General features: G+C 71.2%; 22 protein-coding genes. 4 read left to right on the top strand and 18 right to left on the bottom strand.

Annotated features, from left to right (window positions below):
- Positions 1-170: 170 nt before the first annotated feature.
- Positions 171-1,322, bottom strand: a complete 1,152-nt coding sequence (locus tag ABT154_RS13445; protein ID WP_351856644.1) for a serine hydrolase domain-containing protein — start codon at positions 1,320-1,322, stop codon at positions 171-173.
- An 82-nt stretch (positions 1,323-1,404) separates the two neighbouring features.
- On the bottom strand, positions 1,405-1,860 hold the full coding sequence (locus tag ABT154_RS13440; RefSeq protein ID WP_351856642.1) for a DUF4267 domain-containing protein: 456 nt from the start codon (positions 1,858-1,860) through the stop codon (positions 1,405-1,407).
- Positions 1,861-1,997: 137 nt separating this feature from the next.
- Between ABT154_RS13440 and dnaN the strand changes: the two genes are divergently transcribed.
- Positions 1,998-3,113: a DNA polymerase III subunit beta gene (gene dnaN, locus ABT154_RS13435; protein WP_351856640.1), complete on the top strand. Its 1,116-nt coding sequence runs from the start codon at positions 1,998-2,000 to the stop codon at positions 3,111-3,113.
- An 80-nt stretch (positions 3,114-3,193) separates the two neighbouring features.
- Here the strand turns inward: dnaN and ABT154_RS13430 are convergent, their stop codons facing one another.
- The 7 genes from ABT154_RS13430 to ureA all read right to left on the bottom strand — a co-directional run bounded on the left by ABT154_RS13430 (position 3,194) and on the right by ureA (position 12,035).
- Positions 3,194-4,552 (bottom strand): hypothetical protein, encoded by a 1,359-nt coding sequence (locus tag ABT154_RS13430; RefSeq protein WP_351856638.1) that lies wholly within the window; start codon positions 4,550-4,552, stop codon positions 3,194-3,196.
- Between the two features lie 53 nt (positions 4,553-4,605).
- Entirely contained in the window at positions 4,606-6,222 is a 1,617-nt protein-coding gene (cimA, locus tag ABT154_RS13425; protein WP_351856636.1) for a citramalate synthase, read from the bottom strand.
- A gap of 282 nt (positions 6,223-6,504) precedes the next feature.
- Positions 6,505-7,833, bottom strand: a complete 1,329-nt coding sequence (locus ABT154_RS13420) for an MFS transporter (RefSeq protein WP_351856635.1) — start codon at positions 7,831-7,833, stop codon at positions 6,505-6,507.
- A 75-nt stretch (positions 7,834-7,908) separates the two neighbouring features.
- A complete protein-coding gene (locus ABT154_RS13415) occupies positions 7,909-8,454 on the bottom strand; it encodes a TetR/AcrR family transcriptional regulator (protein ID WP_351856868.1) in 546 nt (181 codons plus the stop codon).
- A 104-nt stretch (positions 8,455-8,558) separates the two neighbouring features.
- The gene (locus ABT154_RS13410; RefSeq protein ID WP_351856633.1) at positions 8,559-9,590 is read right to left on the bottom strand and encodes an agmatine deiminase family protein; all 1,032 of its coding nucleotides are present in this window, start codon (positions 9,588-9,590) and stop codon (positions 8,559-8,561) included.
- 19 nt (positions 9,591-9,609) lie between these two features.
- Entirely contained in the window at positions 9,610-11,292 is a 1,683-nt protein-coding gene (locus tag ABT154_RS13405; protein WP_351856631.1) for an urease subunit alpha, read from the bottom strand.
- A complete protein-coding gene (gene ureA / locus ABT154_RS13400; RefSeq protein WP_351856866.1) occupies positions 11,292-12,035 on the bottom strand; it encodes an urease subunit gamma in 744 nt (247 codons plus the stop codon). Before ureA ends, ABT154_RS13405 begins: the two co-directional genes overlap by 1 nt.
- Before the next feature lie 146 nt (positions 12,036-12,181).
- On the opposite strand from ureA, the gene ABT154_RS13395 reads away from it, so the two are divergent.
- Positions 12,182-13,603: a cytosine permease gene (locus tag ABT154_RS13395; protein WP_351856629.1), complete on the top strand. Its 1,422-nt coding sequence runs from the start codon at positions 12,182-12,184 to the stop codon at positions 13,601-13,603.
- On the opposite strand, the gene ABT154_RS13390 is transcribed toward ABT154_RS13395, so the two are convergent.
- The 3 genes from ABT154_RS13390 to ABT154_RS13380 all read right to left on the bottom strand — a co-directional run bounded on the left by ABT154_RS13390 (position 13,604) and on the right by ABT154_RS13380 (position 16,205).
- Positions 13,604-14,695: a branched-chain amino acid aminotransferase gene (locus ABT154_RS13390; RefSeq protein WP_351856627.1), complete on the bottom strand. Its 1,092-nt coding sequence runs from the start codon at positions 14,693-14,695 to the stop codon at positions 13,604-13,606. It lies immediately after the preceding gene.
- Between the two features lie 256 nt (positions 14,696-14,951).
- Entirely contained in the window at positions 14,952-15,992 is a 1,041-nt protein-coding gene (locus ABT154_RS13385; protein WP_351856625.1) for a 3-isopropylmalate dehydrogenase, read from the bottom strand.
- An 81-nt stretch (positions 15,993-16,073) separates the two neighbouring features.
- Positions 16,074-16,205, bottom strand: coding sequence for a hypothetical protein (locus ABT154_RS13380; protein ID WP_351856623.1), 132 nt, complete (start codon positions 16,203-16,205; stop codon positions 16,074-16,076).
- 369 nt (positions 16,206-16,574) lie between these two features.
- Between ABT154_RS13380 and ABT154_RS13375 the strand changes: the two genes are divergently transcribed.
- Complete coding sequence (locus tag ABT154_RS13375; protein ID WP_351856621.1) at positions 16,575-17,456, top strand: alpha/beta fold hydrolase; 882 nt, start codon at positions 16,575-16,577, stop codon at positions 17,454-17,456.
- An 85-nt stretch (positions 17,457-17,541) separates the two neighbouring features.
- Here the strand turns inward: ABT154_RS13375 and pruA are convergent, their stop codons facing one another.
- On the bottom strand, positions 17,542-19,173 hold the full coding sequence (pruA, locus tag ABT154_RS13370; RefSeq protein WP_351856619.1) for an L-glutamate gamma-semialdehyde dehydrogenase: 1,632 nt from the start codon (positions 19,171-19,173) through the stop codon (positions 17,542-17,544).
- 30 nt (positions 19,174-19,203) lie between these two features.
- Positions 19,204-20,130, bottom strand: a complete 927-nt coding sequence (locus ABT154_RS13365) for a proline dehydrogenase family protein (RefSeq protein WP_351856618.1) — start codon at positions 20,128-20,130, stop codon at positions 19,204-19,206.
- A gap of 185 nt (positions 20,131-20,315) precedes the next feature.
- Here ABT154_RS13365 and ABT154_RS13360 point away from each other — a divergent pair, with 185 nt between their 5' ends.
- Positions 20,316-21,428 (top strand): PucR family transcriptional regulator, encoded by a 1,113-nt coding sequence (locus ABT154_RS13360; RefSeq protein ID WP_351856617.1) that lies wholly within the window; start codon positions 20,316-20,318, stop codon positions 21,426-21,428.
- An 81-nt stretch (positions 21,429-21,509) separates the two neighbouring features.
- Here the strand turns inward: ABT154_RS13360 and ABT154_RS13355 are convergent, their stop codons facing one another.
- The 4 genes from ABT154_RS13355 to ilvN form a co-directional block, all read right to left on the bottom strand.
- Positions 21,510-22,088, bottom strand: a complete 579-nt coding sequence (locus ABT154_RS13355; RefSeq protein ID WP_351856615.1) for a TetR/AcrR family transcriptional regulator — start codon at positions 22,086-22,088, stop codon at positions 21,510-21,512.
- 108 nt (positions 22,089-22,196) lie between these two features.
- Positions 22,197-23,786 carry a phosphoglycerate dehydrogenase gene (gene serA / locus ABT154_RS13350; RefSeq protein ID WP_317875139.1) on the bottom strand — a complete coding sequence of 530 codons (1,590 nt, stop codon included), beginning with the start codon at positions 23,784-23,786 and terminating at the stop codon, positions 22,197-22,199.
- Between the two features lie 238 nt (positions 23,787-24,024).
- Positions 24,025-25,026 (bottom strand): ketol-acid reductoisomerase, encoded by a 1,002-nt coding sequence (gene ilvC, locus ABT154_RS13345; RefSeq protein ID WP_056567920.1) that lies wholly within the window; start codon positions 25,024-25,026, stop codon positions 24,025-24,027.
- Positions 25,027-25,159: 133 nt separating this feature from the next.
- Positions 25,160-25,687 (bottom strand): acetolactate synthase small subunit, encoded by a 528-nt coding sequence (ilvN, locus tag ABT154_RS13340; RefSeq protein WP_351856612.1) that lies wholly within the window; start codon positions 25,685-25,687, stop codon positions 25,160-25,162.
- Positions 25,688-25,706: the final 19 nt, after the last annotated feature.

The raw sequence follows: 25,706 nt of genomic DNA, 5'->3' as shown, positions 1-25,706 counted from the left end.
GGGGCGAAGACGCCCGCGCCGCCGAGATCGGAAGTGGCGGCGGCGTCACTTGGTTTCGGAAGAAGTAGCCGCAGCCGAGCGCATCGGAGGCGCGGTCGCGACGCCACCCTACAAAACCGCCGGGGGCCGCACCATTGAATTACGGCGCGGCCCCCAGACGTCCTCCGGCCCTAGCGCCGGTTCGCGGCGGCCGCGACCACCGCCGGGATCAGCCGGGCGTTCTCGGCGGCGCCGGGGCCCCCGCCGAAGGCGAAGCGGCGGCGGGCGTAGCTGTACGCGAGGCCGGTCGCCGGGTCGGCGAAGGCCTGCGAGCCGGGGGCGCCGCTGTGCCCGACCGCGCCCGGGCCGAGGGCCGGGTAGCGGGCGGCCATCGCGACGAAGCCGAGGCCGAAGGTGTTCTCCACGCCGGTCACCATGTCCTTGCCGGAGGAGTGGATCCGGGCGAACTCGGCGAGGGTGTCCGGTTTCAGGAGCGGGGCGCGCCCGTCGAGCTCGCCGGCGATCGTCGCGTACATCCGGGAGAGGCCGCGCGCGGAGCCGACGCCGCCGCCGGAGAGCGGGGACCGCTCCCGCACCGTACGGGAGTTGGCGTAGCCGACCTCGTCGAACGGCGGGTCCGCGTGGAGGTTGAACGCGATGCCCATGAGGCTGTCCGACGCGATCGGGTTCTCCGCGAGGAGGGCCTGTTCGGCGGGCGTGGGCAGCATCGGCAGGGCCGTACGGAAACGGGGTTCGAGTTCCTCGGGCAGGCCCAGGTAGTAGTCGAGGGCGTACGGGGCGCGGATCCGCTCCTCGTACAGCTCCTGGACCGTCCGGCCGGTGGCCCGCAGGACGACCTCTCCGACGAGGGCGCCGATGACGAGGGCGTGGTAGCCGTGGGCGGTGCCGGGCTCCCAGAAGGGGCGCTGGCCGGCGAGACGGGCGGCGGTCACGCGGTCGTCGGCCAGTTCGTCGAGGGTCAGGCCGATGTCGGCGCCGATCACGCCGGACCGGTGGGCGAGCAGCTGACGCAGGGTCAGCCGCCCTTTGCCCTCGGCGGCGAACTCGGGCCACCAGGAGGCCACTTCGCGGTCCAGGTCGAGCAGCCCGTCCTGGACGAGGAGGGCGGTGACGAGGGCCATGGCGCCCTTGGAGGAGGAGTAGAGGCCGAGGAGCGAGTCCCCGTCGACCCCGTCGCCGCCCCAGAGGTCGACGACGAGCCGGCCGTGGTGGTGGACGGCGAGCTGGGCGCCGCCGTCGCGCGCCTCGTTCGCCACGACGGTGGCGAACTCCTCCCGTACGGACTCGAATCCGGGTTCCACCGTGCCGTGGACGTCGGTCATGATCGCTCTCCCCCTGTTTGTCGCTGTCGCGCGCGGCTGTCGCCGTCGCGAACGGTCGTCGATGGCGTGCTCGACTGCCGCTTCACACGCGTACGGAGGAACGATCAAGGAGGCGATTCCCTTCCCGCGCGGCCGGGTTCGCTTCGGTTCCGGCCCTGGACGAGGTCGCGAAGAGGAGTCCGGCGGCGAGCAGGACCACGGCGCCGGTGGCGGCGTGGATGCCGAGCGCGGCGGCGTACGAGCCGCCGTGGCCGAGGACGGCGAGCGCGTCGACGAAGGGGACGATCGCGAGCAGCAGCATCACCCAGGCGAGCGGGCGGCGCATACCGAGGGCGAGGAGGGTGAGGACGATCGCGCCGTTGGCGAGGTCGCGGCCGGCCTTGACCGTGAAGTATCCGGCGGCATCACCCTGTGGCCAGGCGGGGATGCCGAAGCCCGCCGCCGCCGTCTCGGGGATGAGGAAGAAGTCGAAGGCGAACCAGAGGCAGGCCAGGCCGAGCAGGACGGACAGGGCGGTGGCGAGGCGGTGTGTCCTCATGGTTCCCCCGGATCATCGATCTAGCATCGCTAGGACTGATAGTTACGCTAGACCTTGCATCGCTCCCTTGTCTAGCAGCGCTAGCGAGAATGTCCGGGCCGACGCCGTTGTCAGTGGTGGTCGCTAGCGTCGGCGGCATGGAATTCCGTATCGACAGCTCCGTGTTGACCGACGCCGTGGCCTGGGCCGCGCGTGTCCTGCCGGCCCGCTCCCCCATGCCCGTCCTCGGCGGGCTGCTCCTGGACGCGGCGGACGGACGGCTGCGCGTCTCCGGCCTCGACCACGAGGCCTCGGCCCGGATCGAGGTCGAGGCGGACACGGACATCGAGGGCCGGGCGCTGGTCCTCGGCCGGCGGCTGCTCGACATCTGCAAGGTGCTCCCGCGCGGTCGCGCCCAGCTCGCGGTGGAGGGCTCCCGCCTCACGGTGACCTCCGGCGACGCCCGCTTCGGGCTCTCCCTGCTGCCGCTCGACGACTACCCCGCCCCGCCCGAACTGCCCGAGATCCGCGGCCTGGTGGACGGGGACGCCTTCGCCACGGCGGTCGGCCAGGTGGCGGTGGCGGCGGGCCGGGACGACTCACTGCCGGTCCTCACCGGGATACGCCTCGCCCTCGACGGAGCGGTCATGACCCTGGCCGCCACCGACCGCTACCGCTACGCCGTCCGCACCCTGGAGTGGCAGCCGGGGACGGACTCCGGGACCGGCGCCCCCTCACCCGCCGCCGATGTGGTCGTCCCGGCCCGCCGCCTCACCGAGATCGCCCGCTCCCTCGCGGGCACCGGCCCGGCCCGGCTCGCCCTGGACGGCGGCTCGATCGGCTTCGAGAGCGCCGGCCTGCGCACCACCACCCGACTGCTCGACGGACGGCTCCCCCGCCACGACAAGCTCTTCGCCCTGGGCGAGCACGCCCTCGCGACCACCGAGCGGGCGCCGCTGACCGAGGCCGTGAAGCGGGTCGCGGTGGTCGCCGAGGGCGACAGCCCGGTCCAGCTGACCTTCACCCCCAAGTCGATCCACCTCCAGGCGGGGTACGAGGACGACGTGGCCTCCCAGCGCCTGCCGGCCACGCTCGCAGGCCCGGACACCCTGACGGTCGCCTTCAACCCGAACTACCTCCTGGACGCCCTCACCACGCTGGACTCCCCGGAGATCCACTTCCACCTGCTGGGCCCCGGCCAGCGGGCCCTCCTCACCGACGGCCCGACGGCGGCCCACCGCCACCTCCTGATGTCGGTGAAGCCCCTGGTCTGAGGCTAGGGAGGGGGTGGGGGTGTCTTGCCGATCAGGCCGGGCCGGCGGGGTCTGATCCGGCCTGATCGACAAGACACCCCCTAGAACCCGCCGCCGCCGTCGAACCCGCCTCCGCCACCGAAGTCGCCGCCCCCGAAGCCGCCTCCGTCGCCGCCGCCGAAGTCGCTCGATCCGAAGTCGCCGGAGTTGAAGTCGGCGCCCGAGAAGTCGCCGCCCTGGAAGTCGCCGCCGCCGTACTCGGCGGTGTAGGCGGGGGTGGAGAGCATCGAGCCGAGCATGGTGCCCACGAGCAGGCCGGGAAGCATGCCGCCGCCGAAGTAGCCGCCGGCCCAGGGGCCGTACGCGGGTCCCGCCTCCCAGTAGGGGCGGCGGACGCCGTCCGCGTCGACCGTGCGGGCCACCGGGTCGAGGCCGTCGTCCAGGCGGGCCGCGTCGGCGGCGCAGACCGGGACCTCGCGGGCGGTGCCGTCGGCCGGGGCCCAGGTGCGGTCCTCGGTGGAGGGGCCGTGGCGCGGGTCGAAGAAGCAGGGCGCGCGGCGCTCGGGCAGCGGCCGGGACTCGCGGCGGGCGGCGAGGACGGCGAGGGAGTAGCGGCCGTCGTCCAGGGCCTGGGTGACCGCGCGGACGTCATGGGGGCGGCCCGCGGCGGCCATCAGGGACTTGGCCGAGTCGTAGGAGTCGAGGGCGCGTTCGTAGTCGCCGCGCATGGCGTCGTCGGCGCCGGCCTCGGCGGGGTGGAAGTCGAGCCGTTCGAGTTCCTCGCCGAAGGCGGTGATGTCCTCGTCGACGACGACCCGCAGCTTGTCGAGGGCGGCGCGCTCCTCGGCCTCCTTGCGGAGCCGGTTGCGGCGGACGACCGCGTAGGCGCCCGCGCCGCCGGCGACGACCACGGCGCCGAGGGTGACGAGTCCGGCGACCGGGATCCCGGAGTCGGTTCCGACGGAGCCCCAGCCGGCGGGGGCGGAGCCGTGCATCGTGGGCAGGGCGAGGTCGACGAAGTTGTTCAGCTCGGTGACCGCGTCGACGCCCGGCTCGCGTACCGAGGTGATGATGTTGCGCACCGCGTCCGGGGACATCACGGAGGCGTCGGCCTGGGCGTTGAACCCGTTGCCGAGCCGGACGGCGTACAGGCCGGTGATGCCGGTCTGGGTCCGCAGCTTCAGCACCAGGTCCTTCGGCGGGAACTGGGCGTTCGCGGGCAGGACCGCCACGAACAGCGGTTTGTCCGCGTTCTTGATCTTCTGGGCGAGGGCGTCCGCGTCGGCCTTGGAGAGCTGGGCCGTGGCGCCGGGGTCGACGTAGACCGGGCCCTGTTTCAGGGCGGCGGCCACGTCGGACACGCCCGTGGCCCTGGCGCCCGCGGTGGGCGCCAGGGCCAGCAGCAGAAGGAGGATCAGCCCGCCGAGGGCCGACCACACGGACATCGCCCTGGTCCTCATGGTTCGACGCTACCCGAACCGGGCCAAACAGAACACGGAAGGACCTTGCGGGACTATTCGGCGGGGTCGATGCCCGCCCGCAGCAGTCCGTAGGTGAAGGCGTCCTCCAGGGCCTGCCAGGAGGCGGCGATGACGTTCTCGCCGACGCCGACCGTCGACCACTCGCCGTTGCCGTCGGTGGTGGTGACCAGGACCCGGGTCGTGGACTCGGTGCCGTGGCGGCCTTCCAGGATGCGGACCTTGTAGTCGGTCAGCTCGAACTTGGCCAGCTGCGGGTAGATCCGCTCCAGGCCGACCCGGATCGCCCGGTCCAGGGCGTTGACCGGGCCGTTGCCCTCGGCGGTGGCGACGATCCGCTCGCCCTTCGCCCAGAGCTTCACGGTGGCCTCGTTGGCGTGGGTGCCGTCGGGGCGGTCCTCGACGATCGCCCGCCAGGACTCCGTACGGAAGTAGCGCCGGGCCCGGCCCTCGGCCTCCTCGCGGAGCAGCAGCTCGAAGGAGGCGTCGGCGGCCTCGTACGTGTAGCCCCGGAGCTCCCGCTCCTTGACCCGCTCGACGACCCGGCCGACGAGCGCGCGGTCGTCGCCGAGGTCGACGCCCAGCTCCTTGCCCTTGAGCTCGATGGAGGCCCGGCCGGCCATGTCGGAGACCAGCATCCGCATGGTGTTGCCGACCAGCTCGGGGTCGATGTGCTGGTAGAGGTCGGGGTCGACCTTGATCGCGGAGGCGTGCAGGCCGGCCTTGTGCGCGAAGGCGGAGACGCCGACGTACGGCTGGTGGGTGGAGGGGGTCAGATTGACGACCTCGGCGATGGCGTGCGAGGTCCGGGTCATCTCGGCGAGGGCGCCGTCGGGCAGCACCTTCTTGCCGTACTTGAGTTCCAGGGCCGCGACGACGGGGAACAGGTTGGCGTTGCCGACCCGCTCGCCGTAGCCGTTGGCGGTGCACTGGACATGGGTGGCGCCGGCGTCGACGGCGGCGAGGGTGTTGGCGACGGCGCAGCCGGTGTCGTCCTGGGCGTGGATGCCGAGGCGGGCGCCGGTGTCGGCGAGGACGGTGGCGACGACGGCCTGGATCTGGGCGGGGAGCATGCCGCCGTTGGTGTCGCAGAGGATGACGACGTCGGCGCCGGCCTCGTGCGCGGCGCGGACGACGGCCTTGGCGTAGTCGGGGTTGGCCTTGTAGCCGTCGAAGAAGTGCTCGCAGTCGACGAAGACCCGGCGACCCTGGGAGGTCAGGAAGGCGACGGTGTCGCGGACCATCTCCAGGTTCTCGTCGAGCGTGGTGCGCAGGGCCAGCTCGACGTGCCGGTCGTGCGACTTGGCGACGAGGGTGATGACCGGAGCGCCGGAGTCGAGGAGGGCCTTGACCTGCGGGTCCTCGGCGGCCTTGCCGCCGGCCCTGCGGGTGGCCCCGAAGGCGACGAGCTGCGCGTTCTTGAACGCGATCTCCTGCGTGGCGCGGGCGAAGAACTCCGTGTCGCGCGGGTTGGCGCCGGGCCAGCCGCCCTCGATGAAGCCCACGCCGAACTCGTCGAGGTGTCGCGCGATGGTCAGCTTGTCCGCGACGGTGAGGTTGATGCCTTCACGCTGCGCCCCGTCGCGCAGCGTCGTGTCGAAGACATGGAAGCTGTCGTCGAGGCGCGAGCTCTCGGCGTTCTCCGTGGTCATGACTGTGATGGCTCCTGTCGGATGTGGCTCCGGAAGGTCTGGATCCACTTGCCCCCGTTCTCGCGCGTCGTCCGTTTCCGGCATGGGTGGGGCCGGAAAACGAAAAAACCCCTCGCGGGTGCGAGAGGTCTGCGCGCGGGTCTGGGGCACGGTGTCCGCCTGCGTGGGGATCGTTCCACGCCTCAGCGGTCACTGCGGACCGGCGCGCTGCTGCCGGTAATCATCGTGGTAGCAAGCACGCCGGAAGTCTGACACAGGTGGAAGATCGACGGGCCGCGGGTCTCACGATACGGGCAGATGATCTCGTTTCCGCCCCGGCAGCGCGGTGCCGTCCGTGCCCACCCGGCCCAGATCGATGTCCCGGGTCTCCCGCATCGTGAGGTAGACGACCAGGGAGACGGCCGCGCAGCCCGCCACGTACCAGAAGAAGCCCGACTCGATCCCGGCGTCCTTGAACCACAGGGCCACGTACTCGGCGGTGCCGCCGAAGAGGGCGTTGGCGATGGCGTACGGCAGGGCGACGCCGAGGGCGCGGATGCCGGTGGGGAACAGCTCGGCCTTCACACAGGCGTTGATGGAGGTGTAGCCGGTGACCACGACGAGCGCGAGGAGGGAGAGCCCGAGGGCCGGCCAGAAGGAGCCCGCGTGCTGGAGCATCGTCATGATCGGCACGGTGAGGAGCGTGGAGCCGACCGCGAAGGTGATGAGCAGCGGGCGGCGGCCGATCCGGTCGGAGAGGCGGCCGGCCAGCGGCTGGAGGCAGGCGAAGACGATGAGGGCGCAGAAGGAGACCAGGGTGGCGGTCCGCTTGGGCAGCCCGGCGGAGTTGGAGAGGTACTTGGTGAGGTAGGTGGTGTACGTGTAGTAGGCCACGGTGCCGCCCATGGTGAGCGCGATGACGAGGAAGGCCTCGCGCTTGTGCGCCCAGAGGGCCTTGAGGGTGCCCTTCTGATCGCTCGCCACCCCGTCGTCGGCGGTCTCCGCGTACACCTCCGTCTCCAGCATCGTGCGGCGCAGATAGAAGACGACCGCCGCGCCGAGCGCGCCGACGATGAAGGGGACGCGCCAGCCCCAGCTGTGCAGGGCCTCGGTGGACAGGGTGTGCTGGAGGACCAGGAGCAGGCCGAGTCCGAGGATCTGGCCGGCGGTCATCGACACGTACTGGAAGCTGGAGGCGAAGCCGCGGTGCTCCGGGGCGGAGGCCTCGGTGAGGTAGGTGGCGCTGGCCGCGTACTCGCCGCCGACCGAGAGCCCCTGGAGGAGGCGGGCGATCAGGAGGACGGCGGCGCCGCCGTATCCGGCGACGGAGTAGGTGGGGGCGACCGCGATCAGGAGCGCGGAGGCCGACATCAGGGTGACGGTGAGGGTGAGGGCGGCCTTGCGGCCCTTGCGGTCGCCGACCCGGCCGAGGAGCCAGCCGCCGACGGGCCGCATGAAGAAGCCGACGGCGAAGATGCCCGCGGTGTTCATGAGCTTGGCGGTGTCGTTGCCCTCGGGGAAGAAAGCCCCCGCGAAGTAGGTGGCGAAGCTCGCGTACACGAACCAGTCGAACCACTCGACCATGTTGCCCGCGGAGCCGACCCAGATCTTCTTCCAGTGCTCTCGTCCCATGGGCAGGAACCGTGCCGGAGGGAGCGCGGGCCCAACAAGGGTGCAACGCGCAACGATCGGGAGTACTTACGTGCGTTACGGTCGCGAGATCAGCGTTTCGGCGATGAACTCCCTCACATGGGCGAGGACTTGCTCCCGCCCGGTGCCCGGGATGCCGACGGCGACGTGCACGCTGAACCCGTCGAGCAGGGCCCGCGTGCGGGTGGCGAAGCGGTCCGGGTCGACCGCCCGGAACTCGCCGCGCGAGACGCCCTCGGCCAGGATCGCCACCAGGTCCCGGTGCCAGGCCCCCTCGATGGCGGCCTGCCGGGCGCGGGCGTCGTCGTCGGCGTTCTGCGACCGGTTCCAGACCTCCAGCCACAGGGTCCAGTGCGGGTCGCGGGGCCCGTCGGGCACGTACACGTCCACGTACCCGTCGAGCCGGTCGCGCGCCGTCCCGGGCCGGGACAGCAGCGCGCTCCGCCGGGCCCCGAGCCGCCCCTCGCTCCACTCCAGGGTCTGCAGCAGCAGTTCGTCCTTGGTGCGGAAGTAGTAGAGGAGATGCCCGCTGCTCATCCCGACCTGCCGCCCGAGCCCGGCCATGGTCAGCCCGTCGAGCCCGCGCTCCGCGATGGTGTCCATCGCGGCCGCCAGCACGTCCTCGCGCGGCGGGGCGGCCTGGTTGCGCCGGCGGTGCGCCGGGGCGGGGTGGGAGGGGTCCATACGGGTCACTCCTCCGTTCTACCTCATGCCCCGCCGCCCCGGACCTTCGGCTGCTGCTGGGTGATGCAGTGGATCCCGCCGCCACTCGCGAAGATCGTCCGCGCGTCGACGAGGACGACCTCGCGCTCCGGGAAGAGACGGCGGAAGATCTCGGCGGCGAGCTCGTCGTGGGGGTCGTCGAAGGCGCAGAGGACCACGCCGCCGTTGCACAGGTAGTGGTTGATGTACGAGTAGTCGACCCAGTCGCCCTCCTTGTCCTTGAGGACCGTGGGGGCCGGGACCTCGATGACCTCCAGGGGGCGGCCCTGGGCGTCGGTCTCGCCCCGCAGGGTGTCCACGTACGTCCGGGAGCGCTCGTGGTCCGGGTGGGCCGGGTCCTGCTGACTGTGGACGAGGACGGTGCCGGGGCGGGCGAAGGCGGCGACGATGTCGACATGGCCCTGGGTGCCGTAGAGGCCGTAGTCGCCGGCGAGGCCGTTCGGCAGCCAGATCGCCTTCGTCGTGCCGAGCTTCGCGTGGATCTCGGCCTCGACCTGCTCCCGGGTCCACCCGGGGTTGCGGCCGGAGCCGAGCTGGACGGTGTCGGTCAGCAGGACCGTGCCCTCGCCGTCGACATGGATCGCGCCGCCCTCGTTGACGAGCGGGGAGGAGTGCGTGGGGACGCCGGCGAGGTCCGCGACATGGCGGGCGATCTTGGAGTCGTGCTCCCAGCGGGCCCAGTCCTGGCCGCCCCAGCCGTTGAACACCCAGTCCACGGCCGCCAGTTCGGTGCCGTCGGTGACGAAGGTCGGGCCGATGTCCCGCATCCAGGCGTCGTCGAGGTCCCGCTCGGCCAGCTCGACGTCCTCGCCGACGAGGGCGCGCGCGGACTCGGCGTCGCCGGGGCCGACGACCAGGGTCACCGGCTCGAAGCGGCGCACGGCGCGGGCCACCGACGCCCAGGCGGCGCGGGCCTCGGCGAGTTCCTCCGCGTCGGTGAAGGTGGGGTTGGGGCTCGGCCAGGCCATCCAGGTGCGCTCGTGCGGCATCCACTCGGCGGGCATGCGGTAGGTCATCAGGGAGTCCTAGGAGGGTTCAGAGGAAGTAGAGGCGGTTGAGGGAGACGGACTCGGCCGCCTCGGAGCGGATCGGGGCGCCGTCGAGGGAGACCAGACCGCTGTGGCCGTCGACCTGGACGTCACCGACACGGGAGTTGAGCCGCAGGTCGGCGGGGCCGATGCCGCGCGTGCCGCGCACGGCGACCCGGCGGCGGCGGGTCGGCATCGCGTCGGAGCCGAGGTCGACGGCGGCCCGGGCGACGAAGGCGACCGAGAGGTCGGCGGCCGTGGCGCCGTGCGCGCCGAACAGCGGTCCGAGGACGAGGGGTTCGCAGGTGTCGGTGGCGGCGTTGGGATCGCCCGTGACCCCCCAGGCGGGGAAGCCGGACTTGAGCACCAGCTGCGGCTTGGCGCCGAAGAACTGCGGCTTCCACAGCACGATGTCGGCCAGCTTGCCGATCTCGATGGAGCCGATCTCGTGGGCGAGGCCGTGGGCGATCGCCGGGTTGACGGTGAGCTTGGCCAGATAGCGGAGCACGCGCGCGTTGTCGTCGTGCGGTCCGTCGCCCTCCATGGGCCCCAGTTCGGCCTTCATCTTCCCGGCCATGGCGAAGGTCCGGCGTACGGTCTCGCCGGCCCTTCCCATCCCCTGCGCGTCGGAGGACGTGATCCCGATCGCGCCGAGGTCGTGCAGGACGTCCTCCGCGCCCATCGTCCCGGCCCGGATCCGGTCGCGCGCCATGGCGGCGTCGCCCGGGAGGTCGGTCTTGAGGTCGTGGACGGAGACGATCATCCCGTAGTGCTCGGCGACCGCGTCCCGCCCGAAGGGCAGGGTGGGGTTGGTGGAGGAGCCGATGACGTTCGGCACGCCCGCCATCTTGAGGACGTTGGGTACGTGCCCGCCGCCGCAGCCCTCGATGTGGAAGGCGTGGATCGTACGGCCGTCCAGGACGCTGAGCGTGTCCTCGACCGACAGGCACTCGTTGAGGCCGTCGCTGTGCAGGGCGACCTGCACGTCGTGCTCCTCGGCGACCCTGAGCGCGGTGTCCAGCGCGCGGGTGTGGGCGCCCATGTCCTCGTGCACCTTGAAACCGCAGGCCCCGCCCTCGGCGAGGGCCTCCACCAGCGGCGCCGGGTCCGAGGACGAACCCCGGGCCAGGAAGCCGATGTTGACCGGCCAGGCGTCGAAGGCGTTGAAGGCGTGCCGCAGCGCCCAGGGCGAGTTGACGCCGACGCCCCAGACGGGGCCGAACTCCTGGCCGATGACCGTGGTGACACCGCTGGCGAGCGAGGCCTCCATGATCCGGGGCGAGAGCAGATGGACATGGGTGTCGATCGCGCCGGCGGTGGCGATCAGGCCCTCCCCGGAGACGATCGTGGTGCCGGTGCCGACGACGACGTCGACGCCGTCGAGGGTGTCGGGGTTCCCGGCCCGGCCGATCGCGTGGATCCGGCCCTCGCGGATGCCGACGGACACCTTCCGGATGCCGAGCACGGCGTCGATGACCAGGACGTTGCTGATGACGACGTCGCAGGTCTCCCGGACGGCGGCGGCCTTCAGATGCAGGCCGTCACGGGCGGTCTTGCCGAATCCGGCCAGGAACTCGTCGCCCGGCTTCTGGGAGTCCGACTCCACCCGGACGACGAGCCCGGAGTCGCCCAGGACGACACGGTCGCCGGCCCGGGGGCCGTGCACGGATGCGTACTCGTACGGGTCCATCACTTGCCTTCCTCGTCGGACGGGAGGCCGTCGGACGACACGCCGTCGGACCGGTCGTCTCCGCTCGTGACGCCGAGATAGCCGCAGGCCGCCGCGCGCCGCAGGGCCTCCTCCCGCGCGCCGGGCGCGTCGAGCGGCCCGTCGACCAGGCCCGCGAAGCCGATGGCGACGCGGGCGCCGCCGATCGGCACGAGTCCGACCTCGGCGGCGCCGCCCGGGTCGAAGCGGAAGGAGGCGCCTGCCGGGATGGCCAGCCGCATGCCGTAGGCGGCGGCCCGGTCGAAGTCGAGGCGGGGGTTGGCCTCGAAGAAGTGGAAGTGCGAGGTCACGCTCACGGGGACGCTCGCCGTGTTCCGCACCGGGAGGGTGAGCGTCGGCTCGGCCTCGGGGTGCCCGGGGCCGGGCAGCAGCGCGCCCGGCGCCCCGGCGCCCAGGCCGCCCCCGCCGATGGGGCCGGAGACGACCGCGAGCCGGGAGCCGTCGTCGAACACGGCCTCGACATGGACCTCGGTCACCACATCGGCGACGCCGGGGAGGACGTCGTCGGGGCCGAGGACCGAGCGGGCGGCGTCGATCGCCTCGGCGAGTCGCCTGCCGTCGCGGGCCGCCTCGCAGACGGTGTCCGCGATGAGCGCGGTCGCCTCGGGGACGTTGAGCCGCAGGCCCCGGGCCCGGCGGGCCCGGGCGAGCTCGGCGGCGCCGAAGAGCAGCAGCCGGTCGCGTTCCGTGGGGGTCAGTCGCACCCCGAACACCTCCTGCAAGGACGACATGTTTGAGCGACACTCTAAATGTTGAGGAGCCAGCTTCCAAGCATTGACGTCATCGACAGGCATAGGTCACATTGAGCGCCGCTCTAAAACTGCCCCGTCCGCCCCCGCAGGGAGTCCTCATGCCGATTGAACAGCGCGGAGTCGACACCATCCCCGAGGCCGAACGCACCAGCGGCCCCCGCGATCTCCTCTCGATCCTGCTCGGATCCAACCTCTGCCTGGGGGTGATCGTGTTCGGCTGGCTGCCGGTCTCCTTCGGCCTCGGCTTCTGGGCCTCGGTGAGCTCCGTCGTCACCGGCACCCTCGTCGGCGTCGCCGTCACCGCCCCGCTCGCGCTCGTCTCCCTCCGCACCGCGACCAACCTCTCCACCTCCTCCGGCGCCTTCTTCGGCGTCCGCGGCCGGCTCGTCGGCTCGGTGGTCGGCCTGCTGCTCTCGCTCGGCTACACCGCGCTGACCCTCTGGATCGGCGGCGACGTGATGGTGGGCACCCTGGCCCGGCTGGTCGGCCTGCCCGCCGGCGGCGCCGCCCACGCCGCCGTCTACGCCTTCCTCGCCGCCTGTACGGCGGTGGGCGCGGTGTACGGCTACCGGCTGCTGCTCCGGCTGAGCAAGGCGCTCGCGGTCGGCATGACCGCGCTGCTCGCCGTCGGCCTGGCCGCCTACGCCGGGGACTTCACGACGGCCGCCGTCCCGGACACCCCGTACCTGCTCGGCACCTTCTGGTCGACCTGGCTGCTCTCCGCCGTCGCGGCTGGCCTCAGCGGCCCGGTCGCCTTCATCACCCTGCTCGGCGACTACACCCGGTACGTCTCCCCCGAGCGGTACAGCGCGAGGACCGTGTGGCGGGCGACCTGCCTGGGCCTGACCGTGGGCCTGCTGGTCCCGCAGCTCTTCGGCACCTTCACCGCCCTGGCGGCGCGCGGCGGCCTCGACTACGCGGGCCCGCTGGTCGCCGCCTCGCCCGCCTGGTACCTGGTGCCGCTGCTGATCGCCGCCGCCGCCGGCTCCGTCGGCAACGCCGGACTGATGCTCTACTCCATGGGGCTCGACCTCGACGCGATCCTGCCGAAGGCCACGCGCGCGCGTGCCACCCTCGTGGTCGCGGCGGTCGCGACCGCCTTCGTCTTCCTCGGCCACTTCGCCTCGGACGCGCAGACCGCGATGACCTCGTTCGTCCTGCTGCTGACGGCGATCGGCACCCCGTGGGCGGTGATCACCCTGATCGGGCACGCCCGCTGCGGGGGTACGTACGCCCCGGAGGCGCTCCAGGTCTTCAACAACCGCTCGCGCGGCGGGATCTACTGGTTCTCGGCAGGCTGGCACCCGCGCGCCACCGCCTCCTGGGCGATCGGCGCGGCGGCCGGCCTGGCCGGGGTGTCGACGCCGCTCTACGAGGGGCCGCTGCTCGCCCTCACGGGCGGGATCGACTGCAGCTTCGTGCTCTCCGGGATCGTCGGCGGCGCCCTGTACGCCGCCCTGACGCCGAACAGGGCTTCCGGCACCGTGACGGCCCCGGAAGCCCTGGCGACGACCGAGTGACTACTTGCCCAGCTCGTGCATCCAGCCGTGGACGTCCTCGGCCTTGCCGGTCTGGACGGCGAGCAGCGCCTCGCGCAGCTTCATCGTGACCGGGCCGGGCTCGCCGCCCGACTGCTGCCACTCGCCCCGCTCGGACTTGACCGTGCCGACCGGGGTGATCACGGCGGCGGTGCCGCAGGCGAAGACCTCGGTCAGGGTGCCGTTCGCGGAGTCGGCCTGCCACTGGTCGATGGAGACGCGGCCCTCCTCCGGCTCCAGGCCGAGGTCCGCCGCCAGCTTGAGCAGCGAGTCACGGGTGATGCCGGCGAGCAGCGAACCGGTGAGGGTGGGGGTGATCAGCCTGTTCCCGTACACGAAGTACAGGTTCATGCCGCCGAGCTCCTCGACCCACTTGTGCTCCACGGCGTCGAGGTAGGCGACCTGGTCGCAGCCCTGCGCGGTCGCCTCGGCCTGCGCGAGCAGGGAGGCCGCGTAGTTGCCGCCGGTCTTGGCGTCGCCCATGCCGCCGGGGACGGCGCGGACACGGTTCTCCGAGAGCCAGATGGAGACGGGCTTCACGCCGCCGGCGAAGTACGGGCCGGCCGGGGAGGCGATGACGACGAAGAGGTACTCGTTGGCCGGGCGGACGCCAAGACCGACCTCGGTCGCGATCATGAACGGACGCAGGTAGAGCGAGGCCTCGCCGCCGTGCGCCGGAACCCACGCCTTGTCCTGCTGGACGAGCGCGTCACAGGCCTCGACGAAGGTCTCGACGGGCAGCTCCGGCATGGCCAGCCGGTGGGCGGAGGCCTGGAAGCGGCGCGCGTTGGCGTCGGGGCGGAAGCTGGCGACCGAGCCGTCGGGGCGACGGTAGGCCTTGAGGCCCTCGAAGATCTCCTGCGCGTAGTGCAGGACGTTCGTCGCCGGGTCCAGGTGCAGCGGGCCGTACGGCACCAGCTGGCCGTCGTGCCAGCCGCGGCCCTCGGTCCACCGGATGGTGACCATGTGGTCGGTGAAGTGGCGGCCGAATCCCGGGTTGGCCAGGATCGCCTCGCGCTCCGCGTCGGACAGCGGGCTGGAGGAGGGCTTGAGCTCGATCGTGGGCGTCGTCATGAGTGCGTGTCCTTCACCGGTTGTGTGTGTAGGACCGCGCTCACGGGTGGCTCACCGGCCCCTGCCGATGACTGCGTGGACGTCCGAGCATGCCCGTATGCCGCGGCCCCACGTCCGATTATCGCTCGCGGGGGCCGGTGCACGAAACGGGTGAACGCGGTCCAGGGTTCGATGGTGGCACCCCCCGGCCGCACAGGTACAGCCGCCGGGTGCAGGTGCGACCCGACGGCTGCTGTGGAATGTCAGCTGACGCGGGTCAGCTCGCTACTCGCGCGGCGAGCGCGTCGCCGATCTCGGCCGTCGTACGGACGGCGGTGCCGCGCTCGGTGAGGTCGGCGGCGACCGCCTCCTCGACACGGGCGGCCTCGGCCTCGTGGCCGAGGTGGCGCAGCAGGAGGGCGACGGAGAGGACGGTGGCCGTGGGGTCGGCCTTGCCCTGGCCCGCGATGTCCGGGGCGGAGCCGTGGACCGGCTCGAACATGGACGGGAACTCGCCGCTCGGGTTGATGTTGCCCGAGGCGGCGACGCCGATGCCGCCGGAGACGGCCGCGGCGAGGTCGGTGATGATGTCGCCGAAGAGGTTGTCGGTGACGATCACGTCGAAGCGGGCCGGGTCGGTGACGAGGAAGATCGTCGCGGCGTCGACGTGCAGGTAGTCGGTGGTGACCTCGGGGAACTCGGCCGCGACCTTGTGGAAGATGTCCGTCCACAGGTGACCGGCGAAGGTCAGCACGTTGTTCTTGTGGACCAGCGTGAGCTTCTTGCGCGGGCGGGCCTGGGCGCGGGCGAAGGCGTCCCGGACGACACGCTCGACACCGAAGGCGGTGTTGACCGAGACCTCGGTGGCGACCTCGTGCGGGGTGCCCTTGCGGATGGTGCCGCCGTTCCCGGTGTACGGGCCCTCGGTACCCTCGCGGACCACGACGAAGTCGATCTCGGGCTGCCCGGCGAGCGGGGTCGCGACGCCGGGGAGCAGCTTCGAGGGACGCAGGTTCACATGGTGGTCGAAGGCGAAGCGGAGCTTCAGCAGGAAGCCGCGCTCCAGGACACCGGAGGGCACCGAGGGGTCGCCGATGGCGCCCAGCAGGATGGCGTCGTGCTTCTTGAGGGATGCGAGGTCGGCGTCGGTGAGGGTCTCACCGGTGGCGTGGTAGCGCTTGGCGCCGAAGTCGTACTCCTCGGTCTCCAGCTTCACGTCCTGGGGAAGGGCGGCCGAGAGGACCTTGAGGCCCTCGGCCACGACCTCCTGGCCGATGCCGTCGCCGGGAATGACTGCGAGATTGATGCTGTGAGACATGTCGGCACCCTACTCTTCGTCCCATCGACTGACACGTAACGTCCACCATGTGGACGTCGGCCGCGTCGGGACGCGTGTGCCTCAGTGCCCGGTGGAGCCGCCGTTGTCACGGCGGTCGAGGGCGCGCTGGAGGGCGGCGGCGGCGTTCTGGCGGGCCTCGTCGCTGGGACGGTTGGCGGAGTGGCGGACGCGGCGGGCGGTCTGGGATGCCATGGGGGATCGACTCCTTGAGATCAGTGGTGATCCGGACGTGCGGAGATCAGTGATGATCGAAGGTGCCGGAAGGGGCGGGGAGCGCCGCCGCAGGGGTTACCTGCACAGGGGCGTCGCGCTCTCGGCCGCCATTCGCTGATGAAGCGAGACGTTCGGCTCCTACAAAGCTAGGACACGTCCCCTCATCTGTCTCCACAATTACTCGGACTTCCTACTATCTGAGACGGCGAGCCTCCCGGGGTCACCGCCGGGCGGCCCACAACCCACGGACCTGCCGAATTTCTAACCTTTAAAAGCACCTTGACAGGTTACACAACCCCCAGTTGAATCACGCCTTAACCAGTGAGCGACACGTAAGGGGTTAGACCGATGTCCGTGCTGCCGACCCGCCACCGCACCGTCACCGTCCGGGGCCACGAGATCGCCTACCGCGAGGCCGGACCGGCCGACGCCCCCGTACTGCTCCTGCTGCACGGCTTCCCCACCAGCTCGCACATGTTCCGCGACCTGATCCCCCCGCTCGCCCACGCGTACCGGCTGATCGCCCCCGACCACCTCGGCTTCGGACGCAGCGCCGCCCCCTCCGCCGCCGACTTCGACTACGCCTTCGCCGGACTGGCCGCGCTCACCGCCGAATTCACCGAGGCCCTGGGTCTGGACCGGTTCGCGCTCTACATCCAGGACTACGGCGCCCCCATCGGCCTGCGCCTCGCCCTCGCCCACCCCGAGCGGATCACCGCGATCATCAGCCAGAACGGCAACGCCTACGAGGAGGGCCTCGGCGCCGAGGCCTGGGCCCCGGTCCTCGCGATGATCGCCGACCGCACACCGGAGACCGAGGAACCGGTACGCGGCATCCGTTCCCCGGACGGCATCAGGTGGCAGTACGAGACGGGCGTCCCCGCCGAGTACCGGGACCTGCTCAGCCCCGACGCCTGGCACCACGACGCCGCCCTGATGGCCCGCGAGGGCCAGGACGCCATCCAGCTGGACCTGATCGCCGACTACGGCTCCAACCTCGCCCTCTACCCCGCCTTCCAGGAGTACTTCCGCACCTCCCGGGTCCCTCTCCTCGCCGTCTGGGGCGAGGGCGACCAGGTCTTCGTCCCGGCGGGCGCCGAAGCCTTCCGCCGCGACCTCCCGGACGCCGAGATCCATCTGCTCCCCACGGGCCACTTCGCCCTGGAGACCCATGCGCCGGCGGTCGCGGAGCTGATCGGCGACTTCCTGAAGCGCCGGGTGCGGGCATGAGCCGGGACATGAGAACCGCCCCCGTCCTCGGTGGGGGCCGAGAAGGGGGGCGGTGATCAGGGGCCGCTCACGCGGCGGGAGGGCGTCAGCCCATGTGGGGGTAGCCGTACTCGGTCGGCGGGACCAGCGTCTCCTTGATGGCGCGGGTCAGCGTCCAGCGCATCAGGTTCTGCGGGGCGCCGGCCTTGTCGTTCGTACCCGAGGCACGGCCGCCGCCGAAGGGCTGCTGGCCGACGACGGCACCGGTCGACTTGTCGTTGATGTAGAAGTTGCCCGCCGCGAAGCGGAGCTTCTCCATCGTGTACGCCGCCGCGGCGCGGTCGCCGGAGATGACCGAGCCGGTGAGGGCGTAGTCCGAGACCGACTCCATCTGGGTCAGCATCGCGTCGTACTGGTCGTCCTCGTACACGTGGATGGCGAGGATCGGGCCGAAGTACTCGGCCTTGAAGACCTCGTTCTCCGGGTCGGTGCAGGCGATGACGGTCGGGCGGACGAAGTAGCCCACCGAGTCGTCGTACGTGCCACCGGCGATGATCTCGCAGGTCGGGTCGGCGGACGCACGGTCGATCGCCGCCTTGTTCTTGGCGAACGAGCGCTCGTCGATGACGGCGCCGATGAAGTTCGACAGATCGGTGACGTCACCCATGGTGATGCCGTCGATCTCGGCCGCGAACTCCTCCTTGAACCCGTCGTTCCAGATGGACGCCGGGACGTACGCACGCGAGGACGCGGAGCACTTCTGGCCCTGGAACTCGAAGGAGCCGCGGTTCAGCGCGGTCTTGAGGATCGCGCGGTCGGCGCTCGGGTGGGCGACGACGAAGTCCTTGCCGCCGGTCTCACCGACGATCCGCGGGTACGAGCGGTACTTCTCGATGTTGTTGCCGACCGTCTTCCACAGGTGCTGGAAGGTCTTGGTCGAGCCGGTGAAGTGGATGCCGGCCAGATCGCGGTGGTTCAGGGCCACCTCGGAGACGGCGATGCCGTCGCCGGTCACCAGGTTGATGACGCCCTTCGGCAGGCCGGCCTCCTCCAGGAGCTCCATGAGGAGCACGGCGGAGTGGGTCTGCGTCGGGGACGGCTTCCAGACCACCACGTTGCCCATGAGGGCGGGGGCGGTGGGCAGGTTGCCCGCGATGGCCGTGAAGTTGAACGGCGTGATCGCGTAGACGAAGCCCTCGAGCGGGCGGTGGTCCAGACGGTTCCACACACCCGGGGAGTTCGCCGGCGGCTGCTCCGCGAGGATCTGGCGGGCGTACGCCACGTTGAAGCGCCAGAAGTCGACGAGCTCGCACGGGGTGTCGATCTCGGCCTGCTGGGCGGTCTTCGACTGGCCGAGCATGGTGGACGCGGCCAGCGTCTCGCGCCACGGTCCGGCCAGCAGCTCGGCGGCGCGCAGGATGATCGCGGCGCGGTCGTCGAAGGCCATCGCGCGCCAGGCCGGGGCCGCGGCCAGGGCCGCGTCGATGGCGTCCTGGGCGTCCTGCTCGGTGGCGCCGCGGAGGGTGCCGATGACGGCCTTGTGGTTGTGCGGCTGGACGACCTTGAACTCCTCGCCGCCGCCGAGGCGCTTCACGCCGCCGATGGTCATCGGCAGCTCGCGCGGGTTCTCCGCCAGCTCCTTGAGCTTGACCTCGAGGCGGGCGCGCTCCGGGGAGCCGGGGGCGTAGCTGTGCACCGGCTCGTTGACCGGAGCGGGGACCTGGGTGACAGCGTCCATGAGTCGCGTAACTCCTTGTGAGAGGTGGGCTCAGCCCTTGGTGAGGATGGAGCGGACGAAGAAGAGGAGGTTGGCCGGCTTCTCCGCGAGGCGGCGCATGAAGTAGCCGTACCAGTCGGTGCCGTAGGCGGTGTACACGCGCATGCGGTGTCCCTCGGCGGCGAGGCGGTTCTGCTCCTCGCTGCGGATGCCGTACAGCATCTGGAACTCGTACTCGTCCAGCTTGCGGCCGGCGCGGCGGGCCAGCTCCTGGCCGATGGAGATCAGGCGCGGGTCGTGGGACCCGATCATCGGGTAGCCCTCGCCGTCCATCAGGATCTTCATGATCCGGACGTACGCCTTGTCGATCTCGGGCTTCTCCTGGATCGCGACGGAGGCGGGCTCCTTGTAGGCGCCCTTCACGATCCGGACGCGGGAGCCGTTCGCGGCGAGGCGGCGTGCGTCGTCCTCGGTGCGGAACAGGTAGGCCTGGATGACACAGCCGGTCTGCGGGTGGTCCTTCCGCAGCTCCTCGTGGATGGCGAACATCGAGTCGAGGGTGGTGTGGTCCTCGGCGTCGAGGGTGACCGTGGTGCCGATCTCGGCGGCGGCGGCGACGACCGGGCGGACGTTCGCGAGCGCCAGCTCGTGGCCTTCCTCCAGGGACTGGCCGAACATCGACAGCTTCACGGACATCTCGGCGCGCTCGCCGAGACCCAGCTCCTTGAGGCGGCCGATCAGCTCCAGGTAGGCGTCCCGGGCGGCGTACGACTGCTCGACGGTGGTGATGTCCTCACCGACGACGTCGAGGGTGACCTCCAGGCCGCGGTCGCTCAGCTCCTGGACGATCGGGACGACGTCGTCGACCGACTGACCGGCGATGAAGCGGGCGACGACCTGCTTGGTCCCGGGGGCGGCCGACACGAAACGGCGCATCTTGTCGCTGCGCGACGCGGCGAGGATCACGGGACCCAGCACGGGGCACCTCCAGAAAGGGCATGGTGACGAAGGGTGCCGTACCCGGTCTTTCACAAGAAACCGGGAACAGCACGAAGAACCACCGTGAAACCTATGGATCGCTCCGATCGTCCGCCATCTACAGCTGTCACGCATCCGTGCGCGGCATCTCATACATATGTCTGAGGGGGTGCGAGAATGGCGCTGTGAAGGGCGATTACCAAGAACTGGTGGACGAGATCTCCGCGCTGCTGGGCGCACCGGCGACGCTGGAGAACCGCGATTTCGGTCTGATCGCCTTCGGCGCCCACGACAGCGACGACGACACGGCGATGGACCCGGTCCGGACCCGGTCGATCCTGACCCGGAAGTCGACCCCGGCGGTCCGCGCCTGGTTCGAGGGCTTCGGCATCACCCGGGCGACCGGCCCGGTCCGGATCCCGGCCGCTCCGGACGCCGGGGTGTTCCGGGACCGTCTCTGCCTGCCCGTACGCCATCGGGGTGTCGTCCTCGGGTACGTATGGCTCCTGGACGCCGAGCCCGGCCCCACGCCCGCCCAGCTGACGGCCGCGATGGAGGTCGCCACCCGGATCGGCGGCCTCCTCGCCGACGAGGAGCGCGCGGACGCCGACCTCTCGCGCGAGTTCGCCGCGGTCCTGACCGCCGGGCGCGGCTGGCAGAGCGACATGGCCGTCGCCGCGCTCAGGGTGGCTCTGGGCCCCAGCGCGGACGGCCTGCACACCCTCGTCTGCGTGACCCCCTGGCAGGGCGAGGCCCCTTCGATCCGGGCGGTCCCCGGCGCGGCGGCGGTCACCACGCTCCCGGAGGGCGAGTGCCTCGCCGTCCTCGTACGGCTGCGCACGGCCGAGGACCTCTCCCCCGCCCGCACGGCCGCCGACCGGCTGCGCGCCGCCGCCCCGGCCGGCATCGCGAACCCCCGCCGGGGCCTCACGGAGCTTCCGGCGGCCTGGCGCGAGGCGAACACGGCGGCCCGCGCCGCCACGGCGCAGCCGAAGCTCGGCCCGGTCGCGGAGTGGGCCGCGATCGGCCCGTACCGTCTGCTCGCGGCGCTCTACCACCCCGAGATCGACCCGGCCGTGGCGCCGCTGATCACCCCCGCCCACGCCGAACTGGCCCGCACCGCCGAGGTGTTCCTCGACAACGCGGGCCAGGCGGGCCGTACGGCGGCGGCCCTGGGCATCCACCGCCAGACCCTCTACTACCGGCTGTCCCGGGTCGAACAGCTCACGGGCCTGGACCTGGACGACGGTGAGGACCGCCTGCTGCTCCACATGTCGCTGAAGTCGGCCCGGCTCTGAGCGAGCCCGGAAGCGCGCACGGCCCGGCCCGCTCCGGTCGGCCGACGCCCCCGGAAGCGACGACTGCGGCCGAATCGGCTCCTACTGACCCTCCATCAGGACCTTCAGGCCCGCGGTGAGGTCGTCGGCGCTCGGTGCGGTCTCCGGGTCGACCATCCACTGGATCATGACGCCGGTGGCGAGTGCCTGGCAGAGGAGGCCGGCCACTCGCGCCTTCTCCGGCTCGGCCGCCGGGTCGATGCCGAGCATGCCCTCGGCGATGCCCAGCCGGCCCTCCCGCTGCGGCTCCTTGATGGCGTCGCGGAGCTTCTCGTCGTCGTCGAGCCGGGTGACCACCTCGGTCTGGAGCTTCCAGACCGGACGGCTGGCCTCGGCGGCGGCGATCAGCCGGGCCCAGACGGCGTGGAAGCGCTCGTACGGGTCGGCCGGCAGCTCCGGCGCCCCGCCGTCGCCCTCGGGCGGGGTGACCCGGTCGCCCCACTCCTCGGTGAGGGCCAGGAAGGCCTGCTGGAGCAGGGCGTCCTTGGAGCCGTAGTGGTAGCCGATGGAGGCGAGGTTGGTGCCCGACGCGGCGACGATGTCGCGGGCCGTGGTCCGCCCGTACCCCTTCTCCAGGAGGCAGCGCTTGGCGCCTTCGAGCAGGTCTTCCTTGTGTCCCATGGCAGCACCGTACCCGACCCCTAGACGCTTGTGTAATACGAACGTCTAGCTGCCGGGTACGGAAAGGTGCGGGTCCTGCGGGCCTCAAGCGCCCCGCGGGGCCGTGCGTCAGATCAGGTTGACCGAGCGGGCCGAGGCGGCACCGATCTCGGCCGCGATCTCCGCGAGCACCGGCGCCGGCAGCGTGTCGTCCACGGTGAGCACGACGAGCGCCTCGCCGCCCTCCTCCGCGCGGGAGACCTGCATGCCGGCGATGTTCAGACCGGCCTCGCCGAGGATCCGGCCGACGGTGCCGACGACACCCGGTCGGTCCTCGTAGCGCAGCACCACCATGTGGTCGGCGAGCGCCAGGTCCACGTCGTAGTCGCCGACCGCGACGATCTTCTGGAGGTGCTTGGGGCCGGCCAGCGTGCCGGAGACCGCGACCTCCTCGCCGTTCGCGAGCGTGCCGCGCACGGTGACGACGTTGCGGTGGTCGGGCGACTCGGAGCTGGTCGTGAGACGCACCTCGACACCGCGCTCCTGCGCGAACAGCGGGGCGTTGACGTACGACACGGTCTCGTCGACCACGTCCTCGAACACGCCCTTGAGCGCGGAGAGTTCGAGCACCTTCACATCGTGCTGGGTGATCTCGCCGTACACCTCGACGTCGAGCCGGGCCGCGACCTCGCCCGCGAGCGCGGTGAAGATCCGGCCGAGCTTCTCGGCGAGCGGCAGACCGGGCTTCACGTCCTCCGCGATGACACCGCCCTGGACGTTGACCGCGTCCGGGACCAGCTCACCGGCGAGCGCCAGGCGCACCGAGCGGGCGACGGCGATGCCGGCCTTCTCCTGGGCCTCGTCCGTGGACGCGCCGAGGTGCGGGGTGCAGACGACCTGGTCGAGCTCGAAGAGCGGGGAGTCCGTGCAGGGCTCCTTCGCGTACACGTCGAGGCCGGCGCCGGCGACCCGGCCCTCCTTGAGCGCCGAGTACAGCGCCTCCTCGTCCACGATCCCGCCGCGCGCGGCGTTGACGATGCGGACGGAGGGCTTGACCTTGTGCAGCGCCTCGTCGCCGATGAGACCGATGGTCTCGGGGGTCTTCGGCAGGTGGACGGTGATGAAGTCGGCGACCTCCAGGAGCTCGTCCAGGGCCAGCAGCTTCACCCCCATCTGGGCGGCGCGGGCGGGCTGCACATAGGGGTCGTACGCGACGATCTTCATGCCGAAGGCCGACATGCGCTGGGCGACCAGGACGCCGATGCGGCCGAGGCCGACGACACCGAGGGTCTTCTCGCTGAGCTCGACACCCGTGTACTTGTTGCGCTTCCACTCGCCGTTCTTCAGGGCGGTGTTGGCCTGCGGGATGTTCCGCGCGGTGGCGACCAGCAGACCGCACGCCAGCTCGGCGGCGGTGACGATGTTCGACGTCGGGGCGTTGACGACCATCACGCCGGCCTTGGTGGCGGCGGAGACGTCCACGTTGTCCAGGCCGACACCGGCGCGGGCGACGACCCGCAGCTTGCGGGCGGCGGCGAGGGCCTCGGCGTCGACCTTGGTCGCGGAACGGACCAGGATCGCGTCCACGTCGGCGATCGCGGGGATCAGCTCGGCGCGGTCGGCGCCGTTGCAGTGCCGGATCTCGAAGTCCGGGCCCAGCGCGTCGACGGTGGCGGGCGACAGCTCTTCAGCGATGAGTACGACAGGTTTCGAGCTCACGTGAGTCCTCACAGATCCAGTGCGGACGGCCGTCCCGACGGCCGCAGGCGGTGGAGGGGGCTTGCCGCGTGAAAGCGCACGACGCTGTGGGCCTGAACGCGAATGTTGTTGAGAAGTGTAGTGGTGCTCAGGCGCAGTTCATGCGCCTCGATGGAATGATCACCCGTCCGTGGTTGGACGGGGTGTCCAACGAAGTGGGGAGGGGCCGGACACAGTGTCCGGCCCCTGCCCGGAAGGCTTACGCCTCCTCGTCGTTCACCCAGCTCATGAGCTTGCGCAGCTCCTTGCCGGTGGTCTCCAGGAGGTGGTTCTCGTCCTGGGTCTTGTACTCGTTGTACTTCTTCAGACCGCCGTGGTACTCGGCCATCCACTCCTTGGCGAAGGTGCCGTCCTGGATCTCCGCGAGGACCTTCTTCATCTCGGCCTTGGTGGCGTCGGTGATGATCCGCGGGCCCGTGACGTAGTCGCCCCACTCGGCGGTCTCGGAGACCGACCAGCGCATCTTCTCCAGGCCGCCCTCGTACATGAGGTCGACGATGAGCTTCAGCTCGTGCAGGCACTCGAAGTACGCGATCTCCGGCTGGTAGCCGGCCTCGGTCAGGGTCTCGAAGCCCGCCTTGACCAGAGCCGCGGTGCCACCGCAGAGGACGGCCTGCTCACCGAACAGGTCGGTCTCGGTCTCCTCGGTGAAGGTCGTCTTGATGACGCCGGCGCGGGTGCCGCCGATGCCCTTGGCGTACGAGAGCGCCAGCGCGAAGGCCTTGCCCGTCGCGTCCTGCTCGACGGCCGCGATGCACGGAACGCCGCGGCCCTCCTCGTACTGACGGCGGACCAGGTGGCCCGGGCCCTTCGGGGCGACCAGGGCGACGTCGATGCCCTCGGGCACCTTGATGAAGCCGTAGCGGACGTTCAGGCCGTGACCGAAGAAGAGCGCGTCGCCCTCCTTCAGGTTGTCCTTGATGGACTCCTCGTAGACCTGGGCCTGGATCGGGTCCGGGGTCAGGATCATGATGAGGTCGGCCTCGGCCGCGGCCTCGGCCACGGAGACGACGCGCAGGCCCTGCTCCTCGGCCTTGGCCTTGGACTTCGAGCCCTCCTGCAGGCCGACGCGGACGTCGACGCCGGAGTCACGGAGGGACAGGGCGTGGGCGTGGCCCTGGCTGCCGTATCCGATCACCGCGACCTTGCGGCCCTGGATGATGGACAGGTCGGCGTCGTCGTCGTAGAACAGCTCGGCCACTGGGTATCTCCTTGAGGTGCTGGTGTTGCGTCCCACCGTACGGCGGGGAGCGGGAGGAAGGTTTTCGGGTCTCGTCAGTCGGACCGGCGGATGGACCGCCGGTCGACCTCCGACGACTCTGAGGCGATGATTCTCAGGCGCTGCGGTCGAGGGCCCGCAGGGACCGGTCCGTGATGGACCGGGAGCCACGCCCTATGGCGATCGTGCCGGACTGCACGAGCTCCTTGACGCCGAACTGCTCCAGCATCTTGAGCATCGCTTCGAGCTTGTCACTCGAACCGGTGGCCTCGATGGTGACCGCCTCGGGCGAGACGTCCACGGTCTTGGCGCGGAACAGCTGCACGATCTCGACGATCTGGGAGCGGGTCTCGTTGTCGGCGCGGACCTTCACCAGGACGAGCTCGCGCTGGATCGCGGCACTGGGCTCGAGTTCGACGATCTTCAGGACGTTGACCAGCTTGTTGAGCTGCTTGGTCACCTGCTCCAGGGGCAGGTCCTCGACACTGACCACGATGGTGATGCGGGAGATGTCGGGGTGCTCGGTGATGCCGACGGCGAGGGAGTCGATGTTGAAGCCGCGGCGGGAGAACAGGGCGGCGATCCGGGCGAGGATGCCGGGCGTGTTCTCGACGAGAACGGAGAGCGTGTGCTTGGTGGACATGGTCTGGGTCTCTTCCTTT

It is taken from the genome of Streptomyces sp. NPDC001728, assembly GCF_040297565.1.
Classification (GTDB): domain Bacteria; phylum Actinomycetota; class Actinomycetes; order Streptomycetales; family Streptomycetaceae; genus Streptomyces.
The sequence above is the reverse complement of the archived record's forward strand: the minus strand, read 5'-3'. Positions and strand labels throughout refer to the sequence as shown.